Below are 16375 nucleotides of genomic sequence, written 5' to 3'. Positions count from 1 at the left end.
TCACCAGAATGATTTCGGCGCGTCGACCCGGCGTTGGGCCGGCCGTTTCGGCCGCTCGGCCGCCCGTATTTGGCCCTGCCGCTGCATGAGCACGGCGCCGCCGAGCACCAGACCGAACAGCACGCCGAACGATCCCGCCAAACTGAGCTGGGCCAGGAAAAACTCGGCCGTCAGGCGGCCGTCGGAGGTCGGAAAGAACCTCGGCTCATCCACCAGGTTCACCACCGTGACCGCGGCCGCCATTCCGGCGACCGCCGCGCTCAGCACGGTCACTCCCACGGTGGCGACGAACACCCCCGCACCGCTGGCGGTCTCCCGCAACCAGCGCGACACCCTGGCCAGCCCGGCGACGGCCAGCCCGACGAACAGAATCGTCCGTAGATTCGACAACCAGAACAGGAACGGGCCGAACCGGTCCACGTCGAGCTGCCAGCCCGGATAGAAAACCATCACGTCGAACAGCCGCAGGGCCGAATCGGAGTCCGACACCGCGAGTTGGAGGTCCCTGTTCATCCACGGATTGCCGACCAGTAGAACGTATCCGAGCAGGACGCCGACGCCCGGCGCGAACAGGCGCGATGATTGAGGGTCCCCCGGAGATCCGGCCACACGAGCAAAATAGGGCATCCGTGGACATCGGTGCTACAGCCAAACGGCGTACGGCGACGCGGTCACACGATGTCGGGTGCCGAGCCGGGCGACCTGTCCCAGGACGTGTGATCATTGACCTGATGCTCAACGGCATGCCACTCGTCGACGCGCACGTGCACGTACCCAGGTTGTCGACCGTCAAACCGGCCTGGTCGCAGTGGGCGCACCGGTTCTCCCGCGGCCACGACTGGCGATCGGCCTACGACGCCGACGGCAACCCGGTCCCGGCGCGGCTGGACGCGTTGCTCGACGCCGAGGGGGTCGACCGCGCGCTGCTGTTCTGCGAGTACAGCCCGCGGGCCACCGGCATCCAGCCCATCGAGGACAACCTGCCCATCGTCGAGCACAACCCGGCCCGGTTCCGCCTGGTCGCCAACGTCAACCCGCACCTGCACCACCCCGTGGAGTCCGAAGTAGAGCGCCAGCTCGACCTCGGCGCGGTGGCCCTCAAGCTGCACCCGGTGCACGGCGCGTTCCGGCCGGACGACCGGGAGCTGTACCCGGCCTACCGGATCTGCGCCGACCGCGGCATCCCGGTGATCGTCCACTCGGGCACGTCCAGCTTCCCCGGCGCCCGAGCCAGGTTCGGCGACCCGGAGCTGATGCTCGACGTGCTCGAGGACTTTCCCGACGTCACCGTCGTGTTCGCGCACGGCGGCCGCGGCTGGTGGTACGACACCGCCGCCTTCCTCGCGCTGGCAAGGGGCAACGTCTGGCTCGACCTCGCCGGCCTGCCGCCGGGCAAGCTGCCCGACTACTACGCCCGCTTCGACCTCACCCGCCTCGCCACCAAGTGGATCTTCGGCACCGACTGGCCCGGCGTGCCGGGGCCGGCCACCAACGCGGCCGCCGTTGCCGCGCTCGGCCTGCCCAACGACGTGCTCCGCGCCGTCCTTTCCGGCAACGCCGCCAAGATCTTCCCCGGCCTCGGAATCTAGCCGCCCAGCTCCGCCCACCGGCGCTGGGCGCCGTCCCGCCAGCGGGCGTGCCGGTCGTTGAACAGCTTGGTCGCCCTGGCGCCGATCCAGCGTGCCGGCAGCAGCTCGGCCGGAAGCTGGGGATCGAGGAAGGGGAACCGGCGCCACTCGTGCACCAGCCTGGTCTGCGCCCGGAACACGTCATCGGCCGACCGCGGCGACAGCCGGCTGAACTCGGCGATGAACTCCGCGTACCGCCGGGCCAGTTCCTCGATGTCCCACGCCGCGGCCACCATCTCCGGCTCCCGGCCGAGCCCGCCGAAGCCGGCCACGAACGACATCACCGGCCCCGGAAGCGCCAGCTCGGCCAGGATCAGCTTCGCCTCGGCCTCCGCCTCCGGCCGCGGCGTGATCCACACGCCCGGCGTCGGCGACCCGAACCCCGCCCAGGCCAGCCGGGTCCGCAGCCGGTGCCGCAACTCCCGCATGGACTCCGGGATCGACACCAGCAGCACCAGCCACCGGCCGTCCCAACTCGGACCGCCGCTGCCGAACCCGTAGATCCGCTCCGCCCCCTCGGCCAGCAACCGCCGGCCCGGCTTGGTCAGCCGCCACCGCACCCTGCGACCCACCCGCTCCGACTCCAGCCACCCCTCCGCGCCGATCCGGGCCAGCGCCTGCCGCGCCGACTTCTCCTCCACGCCGAACAACCCCAGCGCGTCGACCAGAGCCGCGGTCCACACCGGCCCGTCCATCGGCAGGACGAACTCCCCCAACACGGTCATCAGCAACGACCGCGCGCTGCCCCCGCCCACCTCACGACGGCGACTCACCACCGGATGCGACACGCCGCCAATTATGCAACACCCCCGGCTACCAGCGCTTTCACTAGATCAATCCGACGTCCCGCGGTCCCATAGCATCCTGGTGAGGTCCAGGCCGGGGACGGCATGCGCGTGCCGCATCGCGAGGTTGTACATCTGGGCGACATCCGGTCCCCTGGTCCAGATGACGCGGTGCCGATGGATGGCGTGGTCGTAGTAGACCCTGACCAATGTGCCGGATTTTCCGGTCAGCAGGCTGGCAAGCTGCCGCGCATTGCGCGCTCTTTTACTCATAGCCGACCCCTATTACGCCTATTACGCAACGGCGGTGACCGCAGTATCACAAAGGGTAAGAGGAATGGCCGGCACGAAGAAATACCCCGACCGGACTAAGTCGCGCTCCCAGCATGAGGATCCGCTTAGGATATTCACTGAAACCACCGACGCCGACCCATCATTCTTTTGTGGATCGCACGCCAATGGCGCGATGTTCAGTGAAGTTGTACTAATTGTCGGGTCAGGCGGTGACCTCGCGGTGGTCCTCGGCCCACAAGGTGTGGAACGTGCCCGGTTTGTCGACGCGGCGGTAGGTGTGGGCGCCGAAGTAGTCGCGCTGGCCCTGGATCAGCGCGGCCGGCAGGCGGGCGGACCGCAGACCGTCGTAGTAGGCCAGCGACGAGGAGAACGCCGGGGTCGGGATGCCGGTCTGCGCGGCGTGGGCGACCACCCGGCGCCAGGCTTCCTGGCCCTGCGCCACGGCGTCCCGGAAATAGGGGTCGACGAGCAGGGTCGGCAGCCCCGGGTCGCGCTCGTAGGCCTCCCGGATGCGGTTGAGGAAACGGGCCCGGATGATGCAGCCGCCGCGCCAGATCGTAGCCATGGCGCCGAGGTCGATGTTCCATCCGTACTCCGCGCTCGCCGCGGCCATCTGGTCGTAGCCCTGCGCGTAGGCGACCACTTTGGACGCGTACAGCGCCTTGCGCACGTCGTCGATGAACGTGTCCCGGTCGGCAAGCGGCGGCACCGAGCTCGGCCCCGGCAGTGCGGCCTGAGCGGCGGCGCGCTGCTCGGGATGCGCCGAAAGCGCCCTGGCGAAGGTGGCCTCGGCGATCCCGGTGACCGGCACGCCGAGGTCCAGCGCGGTCTGCACGGTCCACCGGCCGGTGCCCTTCTGCTCGGCCTGGTCCAGCACCACGTCGACGAACGCCGAGCCGGTCGCGGCGTCGACGTGCGCGAGCACCTTGGCGGTGATCTCGATCAGGAACGACTCCAGGTCGCCGCTGTTCCACTCGTCGAAGATCGCGGCCAGGTCCGCGGGCTCGGCCTTGAGCCCGTCCCGCAGCAGGTCGTACGCCTCGGCGATCAGCTGCATGTCGGCGTACTCGATGCCGTTGTGCACCATCTTGACGAAGTGCCCCGCGCCGTCCGGGCCGACGTGCGTGCAGCACGGCGTGCCGTCCACCTGCGCGGCGATCTGCTCGAACATGGGGCCGAGCGAGGCGTACGACTCGGCCGAGCCGCCGGGCATGATGCTCGGGCCGAGCAGCGCGCCCTCCTCGCCGCCGGACACCCCGGCCCCCACGAAGTGCAGGCCGCGCTCGCGCAGCTCGGCCTCGCGGCGGCGGGTGTCGGCGAAGTGGGCGTTGCCGCAGTCGATCAGGATGTCGCCGGGCTCCAGCAGCGGCGCCAGCTCCTCGATCACCGCGTCGGTCGGCGCCCCGGCCTTCACCATGATCACTACCCGCCGCGGCCGCTCGAGCGCCGCGACGAACTCCGACACCGACTCGGTCGGCACGAACACGCCCTCGTCCCCGTGCTCCTCGACCAGCGACCGGGTCCGCGCCACGGAGCGGTTGTGCAGGGCCACCGCGTACCCGTGCCGAGCGAGGTTGCGCGCCAGGTTGCGACCCATGACCGCCAGACCGGTGACGCCGATCTGCGCCCGAGCTGCCATCCGTTCCTCCCGGTGGAGCTACTCGTCGCCGGCCCGCCACCACTAGCCCATACGGCGGCAGCCGACTGCTGGTTCACCCGGACCGACCCTACAGGCGCGAACGCCGCCGATCCTGGACGGCGATTGCAGCTTCGCTGGACCGGGCGGGTCGTCGATCGACGTGCGAGGGATCCGAAGTAATCTTGGGCACGTGGACGGCGCCGGCGCTCTCTACACGGACCACGTGACCGACGGCGATCTGCGGCTGCTGTCGGCCGCGCTGGACATCCCGGCCGCGGAGCTGCGCCGGGACCAGGACTCCTTCCCGGCGGTGCTCGCCGATCCCCGGGTGTTCGAGGCGATCCTCGGCGAGCGGGCCGTGGCTCGTGCGGTGCCGCTGCAGGTGTCGCCGTTCCTGCTGTTCGCCGTGGTGGTGCACCGGGCCCAGCGGGAGCTGGCGTCGATGTCGCATGTGCCGGAGCGGGCCGGGTTGCGGCAGAAGGTGCCGGTGTTCGACACCCCGCAGCTGGCCGACTTCCTGGCCACCCCGGAGCGCCGGCTGTTCCTGATCGAGCTGCTCGCCTCGTTCACCAGGATCGCCAGCGGGCGCTACCCGGTCCGGACCCGGCACGGGTGGCGGTGGCGGCGGTTCAACGAGCTCGACCCGGTGCGCCTCGCCGGGCTGCTCGAGGCGGTCGGCGAGGCCGAGCGGCCCGGGATCTACCGGCGGCTCGGCGACGTCAGCCTGTTCCTCACCGGCGTCTTCCCCGACTACGCCGGCGATCGCGCACTGTCCCCCGTCGACGCCGCGCGGCTGGTGCGGATCGCCGGCGTCAGCGCACGGGACGAGCACGAGCGCATGATCGCCACACCGGCCATCGAGCTGTTCGAGCTGCTCGGCGCCCGCTGGTACCGCACCGCCTGGCAACTCGCCCCGGTCCGCACCGACCGCCTTGCCACCATCGTGGAGGTCGCCGAACGCTTCCGCTCCGCCCGCCGCGTCCTCAACCACCTGGCCGACCACTACCTGTTCCCCGTGATCAACCCCCGAGACACATGAGCGAGTTCGACGACATTGCCGCGCAGCGACCGGCGAACATCGACGAGGCGATTCCGTGCATGCAGAACGCCCTGCGATACTTTCATGAGCGCGACGACTACCGGGCAATCTTCCTGCGCGCCTATTACATCATCACCCTGAATGTGCATGCGGCCATCAATCAGCGGGGAGATTACACGAACCCGATCTTCTTCGACGCCGGCTGGGTGAGCTCGCAGGCCGGCCACTTCGCGTCCCTCTACTTCCGGTCGCTGACCACCTTCGAGCGGGATCCCGACGCCGAGCGGGCCTGGAAGGTCGCGCACGGCATGGCACAGGAGCGGAGCTCCACCGTCCTGCAGGACCTCCTGCTCGGGTTGAACGCCCACATCAACTACGACCTCGCCTACGGAACGTATCTCAACCTGAAACAGCACGGCGACGAGGTCCAGCACCTATCCCTGCCGCGCCGCAAGTTCGACCACGACCAGGTCAACAACATTCTTATCCGCTCGATCCCACAGATCGCCGAAACCCTCACCCGGGACTACGGCGGCGGCATCCAACTGCTCCGGAAAACGATGAACGGACTCGACGTCGTGCTGTCCGGAACCGGCCTGAAATACTATCGGGAACGGGTATGGTGGTCGGCGATCTCCTACCTGGCCACGACCGACGACGAAGAAGTGAACCTCGTGCACCAGCGGTCGAACTGGGAATCGGCGCAACTGGCCAAACGCATCGCCGACCGGAGCATCTGGAGCCTGCCGGTCCGCACCGTCGGCCGGGCCATACGCAAGGAGAAGTTCGGCGACATCACCCTGGAAACCCCGGTGCGCGGGGCATAGGTGTGACGTCTAGGCCGGGGTGGCGGAGACGGACCCGGTCAGGTCGTAGTGGCCGGCCTGGTCGAACGTGGCGGTGATGGGCTGCTGGGGGTCGTCGAGCAGGGAGGTGTGGGTGAACAGCCGCACCTGGAAGCCGACGACGTCGTCGGGGTCGAGCGCGGCGAAGAGGTCCTCGAGGATGTTGCCCTCCTCGAGGATCGCCGCCCGCACCTTCTGGCCGATCCGGCCGCTGAGCGCCTCGAGGTCGGCCGGGCTCGGGGTCGCGTTGCCCACGCCCAGCGTGGGGATGAGCTCGTTGAGCACCCGGGTGACCTCGGCGTTGAACGCCTGGTGGCCGGCCTCGGCGGCGTCGGCCGAGACGAGGTCCCGCTCGAGGAGCACGGACACGCACCCAATCACGCCCGAGATGCCGCCGACCAGCGAGCCGCGCAGCAGCGGCGGGAACGGGATCAGGTCCAGTTGCGGGGCGAACCGGCCGACGGCGTCCGGGATCTGGATCGTCTGGCCGGCGCTGACCGGGTCGACGCCCAGGTTGCCCTGGCTGCCGGGGCTGCCGACCACCACGGCCGTGCCGGCCAGCCGGAAGTTGTTGCCGAGGCTGACCGTGCTGCCGTCGATGGTGAAGAAGAGGTTCCACAGGTAGGGCTCGTCCGGGCCGGCCAGCCCGCTCTCGTTGGCGGTCACGCAGGTGAGCTTGTCCAGGTCGAGCGTGACCCGGCGGCGCCGGGCGAAGTCGGTGGGCAGCGTCGCCGTCGCCGACCCGCGGACGGTCCAGTCACCCGGCACGCCCTCGTCGAACCGCTTGCTGAACGGCTGGGACCGGTCGGCGAGCAGGCCCGCCTCGGTGAACACGAGCACGTCGCTGCCGAGGATGTCGTCGGCGTTGAGCACCAGGAAGGTGTTCTTCAGGATCGTGTCCCTGACCTTGGCCGCGATCCGCTCGGTGATCGCCTTCTTGACCTCCTCGCTGACCGTGAACGGGTTGGTCGCCGGGTTGGCCGGGTCGATCACGATGCCGTCCCGGATCTTGCGCAGCTCCTTGGTGAACTCCTCCACCAGCGTGTCGTACGCGGCGAGGATGGCGTGGTCGGGCAGGCCGTCCTGCTCGGCGAGCACGTAGAGCATCCCGACGGCGCCGGAGGCGCCGCCGACCACCAGGTCGCCGAGCGACCCCGGCAGCGGGATCGGACGCATCGTGGTGGCGAACCGGCCGACCGAGTCCGGCACCGGCACCGTCTCGCCGTCCCGGATCTGCGGCAGGTTGCCGTGCCGGCTGTTGGTTCTCCTGACCACCGGCTCACCGCGCAGCACCAGCTTCCCGTCGGCGCGCGTCTCGATCCGCATGGTGCCGCCGTCCAACTGGAAGAACACCGTCAGCAGGTACGGCTCGGCGGGACCGACGCCGCCGTTCTTCGTGGCGGTCACGGTCGACAGGTCCACGACCACGGGCAGGTTGGGGATGGATGCCATCATCGCTCCTTGGCGTTGAGGACGAACGGGACAACGCCGCAGAGCGTGCGGGACCGGCACGGATCGGTGCTTGGAGTTCTCCGGGAGATCGGCGGGAGATCGGCCGGAGGTTAGTGCGGGTCGGCCGCCAGGAAGCGGTGGACCTGGTCGAGGAACACCGGCCAGGCCGGTTCGTCGGCGGTGAGGATGTGGTTGCGGCTGGGTAGGAACCGCAGCTCGCTGCCGGGGATGAGCGCGGCGAGCTCCTGCGCCTGGGTCTTGGGTACCCGCAGATCGTCGCGGCAGTGCAGGATCAGCGTCGGGCAGCGCACCCGCGCGGCCAGCGCGGACACATCGATGTGCGCGAACACCTCCAGGAAGCGCACCACGTTCTCGGTGGAGGTGGTGGCCCGCTGCAGGTCGTTGAACGCGTCCCACAGCTCCCGGCTGCCGTCCGGCAGGAACTGGCTGGCGAACACCTGGCGGAACGTGGGATCGTCGCGCCGCCAACCAATCCGGCCGAGCTGCAGATCAAGGGCCGCCTCCTCGCGCTCCTCGGCCGTCCGGGCCCGCGCGAGCCGGCCACGGCTGTAGCCGCCGGCCAGCACGAGGCGCGACACCCGCTCCGGATGCCGCACCGCGTACGCGATGGCGACGGCCGCGCCCTGTGACAGGCCGAGCAGCGGGAACCGGTCGAGCCCGGCGGCGTCCACCACCAGCTCGAGATCGTTGACCCAGGCGTCGAAGCTGAAGTCGGCAACCTCCCAGTCGGACAGTCCACACCCGCGCTCGTCGTACCGGATCAGCCGGTGGTGGCGGGCCAGCCCGTCGAGCCAGTGCGCCCAGATCGGGCAGGACCATTCCAGATCGACGTGGGTGAGCCAGTTGGCCGCCTTCACCAGCGGCGGACCCGTTCCCGAGATCGCGTACGCCAGGCGCACGCCGTCCGGCGACACGCAGTACCGGATCTGCTGGGTCCGGTCGGCGCCGCGCTCCGCGGGCGGGCCGTGGTTGCCGCATTCGGCCACCTCGGCCACGAACCGGTAGCCGACGCCGTGCACCGTGGCGATGATCCGTTGCCGGGCGCCGTCGTCGCCGACCGCGCGGCGCAACGCCTTGACCCGGCTGGTCAGCGCCGAGTCGCTGACGAACCGGTCCCCCCACACCGCGTCCAGCAGCTCGGCCTTGGTGACCACCCGGTCCCGGTGCTCGATCAGGTGGGTCAGCAGGGTGAAGACCTGCGGTTCGACGTGCACCACGTCGCCGCCGCGGCGCAGCTCGAACTGGCGCGGGTCCACATGGCAGTCCTCGAACCGGTACATGGTGCTGGTCCTCTGCGCTGTTGTTCCGCCACGTTCATCGCCGCGGGTCAACCCGATGTGTCGGCAATCTCCACAGGATCTCCAGCAACCCGTCACGTGCGGCGGCGTATCCGCGGCGATGCTGGCGGCACACACCGCGACGGACCGTGGGAGGACATCGATGACGACGGACCAGGAGTATCTGCTCGGCCATGATCCCGCCGAGCTGGACCGGCTGCAGCACCAGGCGCGGATCCTCGGCCCCACCACCCGCACCGTCCTCGAGCTGGCCGGCGTCGCGCCGGGCATGCGGGTGCTCGACCTGGGAACCGGGGCGGGCGACGTCGCCTTCCTGGCCGCCGAGCTGGTCGGGCCCACCGGGTCGGTCGTCGGGATCGACCAGTCGGCAAAGGCGCTGACCCTGGCCGCCCACCGCACCGAGCGGTCCGGCCTGACCAACGTGTCGTTCCTGCACGACGACCTGCACACGGTCCGGATCACCGGCGAGTTCGACGCGGTCGTGGGCCGGCTGACCCTGCTCTACCTGCCCGATCCGGTCCGCATCCTGCGCCGGTTCGCCGACCTGCTGCGACCGGGCGGAGTCGTGGCGATGATGGAGTACGAGATGACCGCCATCGGCTGCCTTCCGCCGACTCCGATCGGCGAGCGGGTCGGGTTCTGGATCGCCGAAGCCTTCCGCCGGTCCGGCCTGGACGCCAGCCTCGGCGCCCGCCTCGGGCAGGTCATGCGGCGCGCGGGCCTCGACCCGGTCACCGTGCTCGGCCTGCAGCAGTACCGGCCGCCCGGCGATCCCGAGGCCGCCCGCATGGCCGCGGCAATCCTGCGCACGCTGCTCCCGGTCCTCGACCGCACCGGCATCGCCACACCGGACGAGGTCGACGTCGACACCCTGGCCGACCGGCTCATCCACGACACCATGCAGCACGACGCGACCTTCAAGCTCCCCACCCTGGTCGGCGCCTGGGCGGCAATGTCTTGACGAACCCCTATGAGCCGACGGGTTGGAGCTCGGCTATCTGCAGGAAACCGTTGGAGGTGTTGGGAGCCCGGCTGGTCATGTCCAGGCGTATCAGTCTACTTTGGACAGCATCGAAAGCGATCACGGTTGGCTGATTGGACTCGGTCGCCCAGGTGATCCGTTGGTTGGTCGCCGGGACGAACGAGTCGCCGTCCCAGTAGGACACCGTGATCGACGCCGGCAGGGTGCGGGTGGCGTCGAGGGTGAAGTACGCGGACAGCTGACCGAGCAGGTGCGGCTGCCGCCAGGCCACCGAGACCCACTCGCGCGCGTGCGCGCTGCTGACCGCGGGCAGCAGGGCGGTGGCGGCCTTGACGTAGGCGTTGGACCAGCCGCCGCTGGTGGTGACGCCGTCCAGCATGGCCGCCGGCAGCGTGTTCGGCGCGCCGGAGTAGCTCGCGTCGGCCACCGGATCGTCCGCTGTGGACGGTGGAGCCGGGTCGGCGGGAACCGGGTCGACACTCGCCGGCCGGGTGCCGTTGCCGGCCGGCAGCGCGAGCACGGTGGCCCGGTCCGAGCGCAACCCCGGCGCGCTGGCGGTGATCGTGACCGGCCCGGCCCGGTCGCCGGCCCTGACCATTGCCAGTGCCTTGCCGGCCCACGCCGTTCGCGTGGTCGCCGTGTAGTTCTCCGCGCTCTCCTGGCGGCCGTTGTCCAGGCCGACCAGCCGGCCGCCGTGCACGCCGAACGAGATCGGGGTGGTCGCGCCCGGCACGACGACACCAGCGGCGTCGACCACCTCAGCCGTCACGAACGCCTGCGACTCGCCGTCGGCGCTGATCCGGCGGCGGTCCGGGGTGAGCCGCAGAGCCGCCGGAGCGCCGGCCGTGACGAGCTCGTCGCGGGCCACCGCGACGCCGTCCCGCTTGGCCACCGCGACCAGCCGGCCCGGCGCGAACGGCACCTCCCAGGTCAGGTGCAGCTTGCCGGCGCTGCCGTTCGGGCTGGTGTAGCTGCCGGGGAACGGGCCGGTGGTGACGTTCTTGTCGTCCCCGGTCGGCTCGGTCGTCTCCAGGTACTCCCGACCGTAGGGCGTGGTCTTGTGGTCGAACCGGCGCTCACCCAGCGAGGCGCCGTTCAGGAACAGCTCCACGGTGTCCACAGTGGAGTAAGCCCACACGGTGACCGGCTCGCCGGGCTCGTGGTCGGTCCAGTTCATCGGCACCAGGTGCACCATCGGCGCGGTCGTCCACTGGCTGACGTAGGCGTAGTAGGCGTCCTTGGGGAAGCCCGCGGTGTCCACCGCGCCGAAGAACGACGACTTCACCGGGAACACGTCGTACGGCGTGGGCTCGCCGATGTAGTCGATCCCGGACCACAGGAACATCCCGGCGAAGAACTTGCGGTCCCGGTCCTTCTTCAGCCCGTACTCGTGGCTCATCGTCCACGAGGCCATGTTGTTGTCGTAGGAGGAGGTGTCGCGCTTGCCCGGCGTGTAGTTCTCGCCGGTGTTGAGCAGATGCGGGTCCTGGTAGGCGCCCCGCGTCGAGGTCTCGGAGGACGACTCGGACTCGAAGAAGAACTTGGTGGGATAGCGGGCATGCAGCGCGTCCACCGAGCCCGCGGTGTTGTAGTTCAGGCCCATCCCGTCCAGCAGGCCGAGGATCTGGTCCTGGGCCGACCCGGGCGCCGGCACGCTGCGGTACTTGTCGGACCCCATCACGATCGGCCGGGTGGTGTCGATCGCCCGCACGTCGGCGATGAGCCTCCTGGCGATCGGCACCCCGACCGCGACGCTGGTCGAGTCCGGGATCTCGTTGCCGATCGACCACAGCACCACCGCGGGTGAGTTCTTCGCCGCGTGCACCATCTCGGCGATGTCGGCGTCACTGTGGGCGTCGAAGAACCGGCCGTAATCGAACTGGACCTTCGGCCGGCGCCAGGTGTCGAACGCCTCGACCATCATCAGGATGCCGAGCCGCTGGCAGGCCTCGATCACCTCGGGCGCCGGCGGGTTGTGCGACGTCCGCAACGCGTTGACGCCCATGCCCTTCATGATCGTCAGTTGCCGCACGATCGCGTCGGAGTTGACCGCGGCGCCGAGCGCGCCGAGATCGTGGTGCAGGTTGACCCCGTAGAGCTTGGTCGGCACGCCGTTGAGCGAGAAGCCCTCGTTCGGATCGAACACGAACCACCGGATGCCGAACGGGGTGGTCGTCGCGTCGACCACCCGACCGCCGACGACCAGCTCGGTGCGCAACGTGTACAGGTACGGGTTCTCCGGCGACCACAGAATCGGCCGGTCCACCCGCAGGTCGGCGCCTACCGTGCCCGGGTCCGCGCCGAGCGGCACCGGCGTACGCTTCCGCGCCACCCGGCGGCCCCCCGCATCCTCCACTGTGGACACCACGGTGGCCTCGGCGGTGTCGCCGCGCTCGTCGACCGCGGTGGTCCGGGCCCGCACGGTGGCGAACCCGGATCCGATGGTGCCGGCCAGGTCCGGTGTGGTCACGTAGACGCCGTGCCGGGCGATGTGCACCGGATCGGTGACCACCAGGTGCACCTTGCGGTAGATGCCGCTGCCGGAGTACCAGCGGCTGCTCGGCAACTGGTGCTGCACCTTGACCGCGACCACGTTCGGCGTCCGGCCGTCGGTGTGCGCAAGCGAGGTCATGTCGACCGCGAACCCGGTGTAGCCGTACGGATGGTTGGCCACCTGCTGGCCGTTGACGTAGACGTAGGAGTCCATGTAGACGCCGTCGAACTCGATCGAGATCCGCTTGCCGGCCAGCGACCTCGGCAGCGTGAACGTCTTGCGGTACCACCCCAACCCGCCGGGCAGGAAGCCGGTGCCGCTGGTCGTGCCGCCCTCGGGGGTCGGCGTCAGCTCGATGCTCCAGTCGTGCGGCACGCTGACCCGCCGCCAGCCCGAGTCGTCGAAGTCCACGTCCTGGGCGTGCGCGAACGCCCCGGTCGGGTCCGTGATCCCGGTCCGGTTGGCCAGCGCGAACCGCCACCCGGCGCCGAAATCCGCGCTGCGCTCCCCGGATCCGCCCGCCGCGAGGACCTGATCGCCCGGCGCGGCGTCCGCGGTCACCCCGGCGGGCAGCCCGCAGGTCAGGACCACCACCAGCAGCACGTCAAACAACCTGCGCATCACACCCACCGCAATCACCCAGGACACTGAGTTATTTGGACATAACCGCACAAGAACGAACTCGAGTATTCGCCGCGGGGCGACGCGGTGTCAACGATCGCTCACTCATTCGACAGTATTCGACACTGTCCATAATGGAGTACGTCGCACAGCGAGGGCATGGGGAACGCTCAGGCCACGCACAGGCTCCGTGCCTAGCTTCGGTCGGGTACCCGGGCCACCCAACTCGCCACCGTGACCGGCGACGTCACCAACGGCTACACCGTCACGCTCAAGGTCGGCGTCGACACCGGCACCGCGGCCGGCGGCGGCGGCTCGGCACCCGCTGGCGGCGCCCCGCCCCGGCGGCCCGACCCGTTGAGGCCGCTCAGGTGCGCTCGAGGCGGAAGGCGGACACGCCGGCGACGAGGTTCAGGTCGTAGCGGTCGGCGCTTGATTGGTCCTGAGTAGACAGTTCGGTGCCGCCGGCGATGCCGCTGCGGACCGCGCCGTCGATGCTTGCCTGGCCGGCGCCCCCGGCCAGCAGCACCCTGGCCGGCACCCCGGCCGGCAGGTGCACGTCGAACGTGCTCGCGCCGCCGGTCATCCGCACCAGGGTGACGCCGCTCGGACGCGGCAGCACCGCCTCGATCCGCGCGCTACCGGCGCCGAAGTCCAGCGAGCCGAGCTTTCCCTCTGCCAGCTCGAGGGTCTGCACGGTCGCGCCGCCGTCCAGCCGGAGGTGCCACAGCACCTCGGAGCTCACGTCGACATGCAGCTCGGCGGGCCCGTCACCGTGCAGACCGAGCCGCACCACGTCGCGGTCGACCGTGGCGAGGGGCGCGACCCGGGAGCCGTCCGGAGTCCAGGCACGGAACAACCGGCCGTCCAGGTGCACCGCGCGGATCACGATCGCGTCCGCGCCGCTGACCACGTTCAGCCACGCCTCCCGCCGGTCGGCGGCGTCCGAGCTGACCATCCGGTTGCCCGGCAACCCGTCGCGCCGCACCACGTCACCGTCCGAGCAGCCCACGAGCGCAACGACCAGCGCGGCAAGCAGCGACACAGTTCGCACGCCCACGGGTTCCACCCCGCACGGCGGTGAAACACGATCACCATTCCGCATACCGCTGACGCAGGCCGCCGAGGGCTACCGGGCGATGGACGAGCGCCGCGCGATCAAGGCCCTGCTCCACCCGTGACCTGGTTGCGCAGGCGGGCCGCCGCCGATGCCCAGGCGGCGGGGTCGGCGCGGGGCTGGTAGCGCCGGGTGGGTCGGGTGGCGCGGATCAGGGCGCGGAGGGAAGCCAGGTCGTCGGGGACGGCGCGGAGGGCGCGGGCCTGGATGAGGGCGTTGCCGAGGGCGGTGGCCTCGACCGGGCCGGCGAGAACGGGGCGGCCGCAGGCGTCGGCGGTGAGTTGGCACAGCAGTTGGTTGCGGGCGCCGCCGCCGACGATGTGGACGACGTCGATGTCGCGGCCGGACAGGCGCTGGGCGTCGGTGAGGGCGGCGCGGTGGGCCAGGGCGAGGCTGTCCAGGACACAGCGGACGGTCTCGGCGTGGTCGCCCGGCGGTCTCTGGCCCAGCCGGGCGCATTCGGCGGCGATCCGGGCGGGCATGTCGCCGGGTGGCAGGAAGGTGGGGTCGTCGGCGTCGACGACCGCGCGGAACGGCGGCACCTCGGCCGCACGGCGCAGCAGCTCGTCCAGGTCGGGGTCGCCCCAGGCGCGTAGGCATTCCTGCAGCAGCCACAGGCCCATGACGTTGCGCAGGAACCGGATCCTACCGTCCACACCGGACTCGTTGGTGAAGTTCGCCGCGCGGCTGTCCTCGGTGAGCACCGGGTGATCCAGCTCGACGCCGACCAGCGACCAGGTGCCGCAGGAGATGTAGGCGAACCGTTCGCCGTCGGCGGGGACGGCGACGACGGCGGAGGCGGTGTCGTGCGAGCCGACGGCGGTCACCGGGACGGGTCCGAGGCCGAGGTCGGCGTCGAGCGGGCCGATGAGCGAGCCGGGCTCACGGATCGGCGGCAAGATGCCGGCCGGGATATCCAGCCAGGCGGCCAGATCCGTGGTCCAACCGCCGGTATGCACGTCGAGCAGCTGCGTGGTCGAGGCGTTGGTGCGTTCGGCGCCGATCTCGCCGGTGAGCCAGTAGGCGATCAGATCCGGGATCAGCAGCAGGGTCTTCGCCGCGGCCAGCTGGGCGGTGTCCCTGGCGGCGACGAGCTGGAAGATCGTGTTGAACGGCAGCAGTTGCAGCCCGGTGGCCGCGTAGAGCTCGGCCGGCGACACCTCGCGCAGCACCTGATCGGCGACGCCGTCGGTGCGGGAATCGCGGTAGTGCACGGGGTTGCCGAGTAGCTTGCCGTCGCCGTCGAGGAGTCCGAAGTCGACGCCCCAGGAGTCGATGCCGATCGAGTCGACGGGTCCGGCCGCGCGCAGCCCGTCGAGGATTCCTTGGTAGAGCCGCAGGATGTCCCAGTGCAGGGTGCCGCCGGCCCGTACCGGAACGTTGGGGAAGCGGGCGACCTCGGTCAGATCCAGGGTGTTCTGGCCGACGGTCGCGGTCATCACCCGGCCGCTGGCCGCGCCGAGATCGACGGCGGCGACCCGGGTGCTCATCGCAGGAAGGCCGCGGCGACGCCGGCGTCGACGGGGATGTGCAGGCCGGTGGTGTGGGAGAGGTTTCCGGCGGTGAGTGCGAAGACGGCGTTGGCGACGTGTTCGGGGAGGACTTCGCGTTTGAGGAGGGTGCGTTGGGCGTAGTATTCGCCGAGCTTGTGTTCGGGGATGCCGTAGACGGCGGCGCGTTGGGCGCCCCAGCCGGAGGCGAAGATTCCGGAGCCGCGGACGACGGCGTCGGGGTTGACGCCGTTGACCCGGATGCCGTGCTCGCCCAGTTCGGCGGCCAGCAGTCGGACCTGGTGTGCCTGGTCGGCTTTGGCCGCGCCGTAGGCGAGGTTGTTCGGCCCGGCGACGACGGCGTTCTTGCTGGCGATGTAGACGATGTCGCCGCCGAGCTGCTGGGCGATCATGATCCGGGCGGCCTCCCGGGAAACGAGGAACGAGCCGCGGGCCATGACGTCGTGTTGGGTGTCCCAATCGGACAGTGTGGTGTCCAGCAGCGGCTTGGAGATCGACAGGCCGGCGTTGTTGACCACCAGGTCGACCCCGCCGAAGGCCAGCGCGGCCGCGTGGAGGCCGGCCCGGACGGCGTCCTCGTCGGTGACGTCGGCGGTCACGGCGATCGCGGTGTCGGCGCCGCCCAGCTCGGCGGCCACCCGGGTGGCGG

14 protein-coding genes are annotated in these 16375 nt (G+C 70.5%); 4 read left to right on the top strand and 10 right to left on the bottom strand.

Features of this window, described 5'->3' with window-relative positions; all coding sequences use genetic code 11:
- Complete coding sequence (locus VGX25_RS25650) at positions 1–513, bottom strand: hypothetical protein (protein WP_326920462.1); 513 nt, start codon at positions 511–513, stop codon at positions 1–3.
- A gap of 218 nt (positions 514–731) precedes the next feature.
- On the opposite strand from VGX25_RS25650, the gene VGX25_RS25645 reads away from it, so the two are divergent.
- A complete protein-coding gene (locus VGX25_RS25645) occupies positions 732–1589 on the top strand; it encodes an amidohydrolase family protein (protein WP_326920472.1) in 858 nt (285 codons plus the stop codon).
- Here VGX25_RS25645 and VGX25_RS25640 read toward each other — a convergent pair.
- The 3 genes from VGX25_RS25640 to gndA all read right to left on the bottom strand — a co-directional run bounded on the left by VGX25_RS25640 (position 1586) and on the right by gndA (position 4346).
- Positions 1586–2401, bottom strand: coding sequence for a PaaX family transcriptional regulator C-terminal domain-containing protein (locus VGX25_RS25640; protein ID WP_326920461.1), 816 nt, complete (start codon positions 2399–2401; stop codon positions 1586–1588). The genes VGX25_RS25645 and VGX25_RS25640 overlap by 4 nt on opposite strands.
- A gap of 60 nt (positions 2402–2461) precedes the next feature.
- Positions 2462–2686 carry a hypothetical protein gene (locus tag VGX25_RS25635; protein ID WP_326920460.1) on the bottom strand — a complete coding sequence of 75 codons (225 nt, stop codon included), beginning with the start codon at positions 2684–2686 and terminating at the stop codon, positions 2462–2464.
- Between the two features lie 223 nt (positions 2687–2909).
- Entirely contained in the window at positions 2910–4346 is a 1437-nt protein-coding gene (gndA, locus tag VGX25_RS25630) for an NADP-dependent phosphogluconate dehydrogenase (RefSeq protein WP_326920459.1), read from the bottom strand.
- A gap of 223 nt (positions 4347–4569) precedes the next feature.
- On the opposite strand from gndA, the gene VGX25_RS25625 reads away from it, so the two are divergent.
- Both VGX25_RS25625 and VGX25_RS25620 read left to right on the top strand, forming a co-directional pair.
- Positions 4570–5385: a hypothetical protein gene (locus VGX25_RS25625; RefSeq protein ID WP_326920458.1), complete on the top strand. Its 816-nt coding sequence runs from the start codon at positions 4570–4572 to the stop codon at positions 5383–5385.
- Positions 5382–6212 carry a DUF5995 family protein gene (locus VGX25_RS25620; RefSeq protein WP_326920457.1) on the top strand — a complete coding sequence of 277 codons (831 nt, stop codon included), beginning with the start codon at positions 5382–5384 and terminating at the stop codon, positions 6210–6212. The genes VGX25_RS25625 and VGX25_RS25620 overlap by 4 nt, the downstream gene beginning before the upstream one ends.
- A gap of 9 nt (positions 6213–6221) precedes the next feature.
- Here VGX25_RS25620 and VGX25_RS25615 read toward each other — a convergent pair whose 3' ends face one another.
- On the bottom strand, positions 6222–7685 hold the full coding sequence (locus VGX25_RS25615) for a hypothetical protein (protein WP_326920456.1): 1464 nt from the start codon (positions 7683–7685) through the stop codon (positions 6222–6224).
- A gap of 107 nt (positions 7686–7792) precedes the next feature.
- Positions 7793–8983, bottom strand: coding sequence for an alpha/beta fold hydrolase (locus VGX25_RS25610; RefSeq protein ID WP_326920455.1), 1191 nt, complete (start codon positions 8981–8983; stop codon positions 7793–7795).
- Between the two features lie 160 nt (positions 8984–9143).
- Between VGX25_RS25610 and VGX25_RS25605 the strand changes: the two genes are divergently transcribed.
- Entirely contained in the window at positions 9144–9962 is an 819-nt protein-coding gene (locus VGX25_RS25605; protein WP_326920454.1) for a class I SAM-dependent methyltransferase, read from the top strand.
- A 7-nt stretch (positions 9963–9969) separates the two neighbouring features.
- Here the strand turns inward: VGX25_RS25605 and VGX25_RS25600 are convergent, their stop codons facing one another.
- From VGX25_RS25600 to VGX25_RS25585, 4 genes are all read right to left on the bottom strand, one after another.
- Positions 9970–13098 (bottom strand): glycoside hydrolase family 2 TIM barrel-domain containing protein, encoded by a 3129-nt coding sequence (locus VGX25_RS25600; RefSeq protein ID WP_326920453.1) that lies wholly within the window; start codon positions 13096–13098, stop codon positions 9970–9972.
- A gap of 367 nt (positions 13099–13465) precedes the next feature.
- Entirely contained in the window at positions 13466–14158 is a 693-nt protein-coding gene (locus VGX25_RS25595) for a hypothetical protein (RefSeq protein ID WP_326920452.1), read from the bottom strand.
- 98 nt (positions 14159–14256) lie between these two features.
- Complete coding sequence (locus VGX25_RS25590; protein ID WP_326920451.1) at positions 14257–15705, bottom strand: rhamnulokinase family protein; 1449 nt, start codon at positions 15703–15705, stop codon at positions 14257–14259.
- A partial coding sequence (locus VGX25_RS25585; RefSeq protein WP_326920450.1) for an SDR family oxidoreductase occupies positions 15702–16375 on the bottom strand: 674 nt, incomplete at its 5' end. The genes VGX25_RS25585 and VGX25_RS25590, both read right to left, overlap by 4 nt.

The sequence above is a fragment of the Actinophytocola sp. genome, assembly GCF_035942955.1.
GTDB lineage: Bacteria > Actinomycetota > Actinomycetes > Mycobacteriales > Pseudonocardiaceae > DASYTH01.
This window is presented reverse-complemented; position numbering and strand designations above follow the sequence as displayed.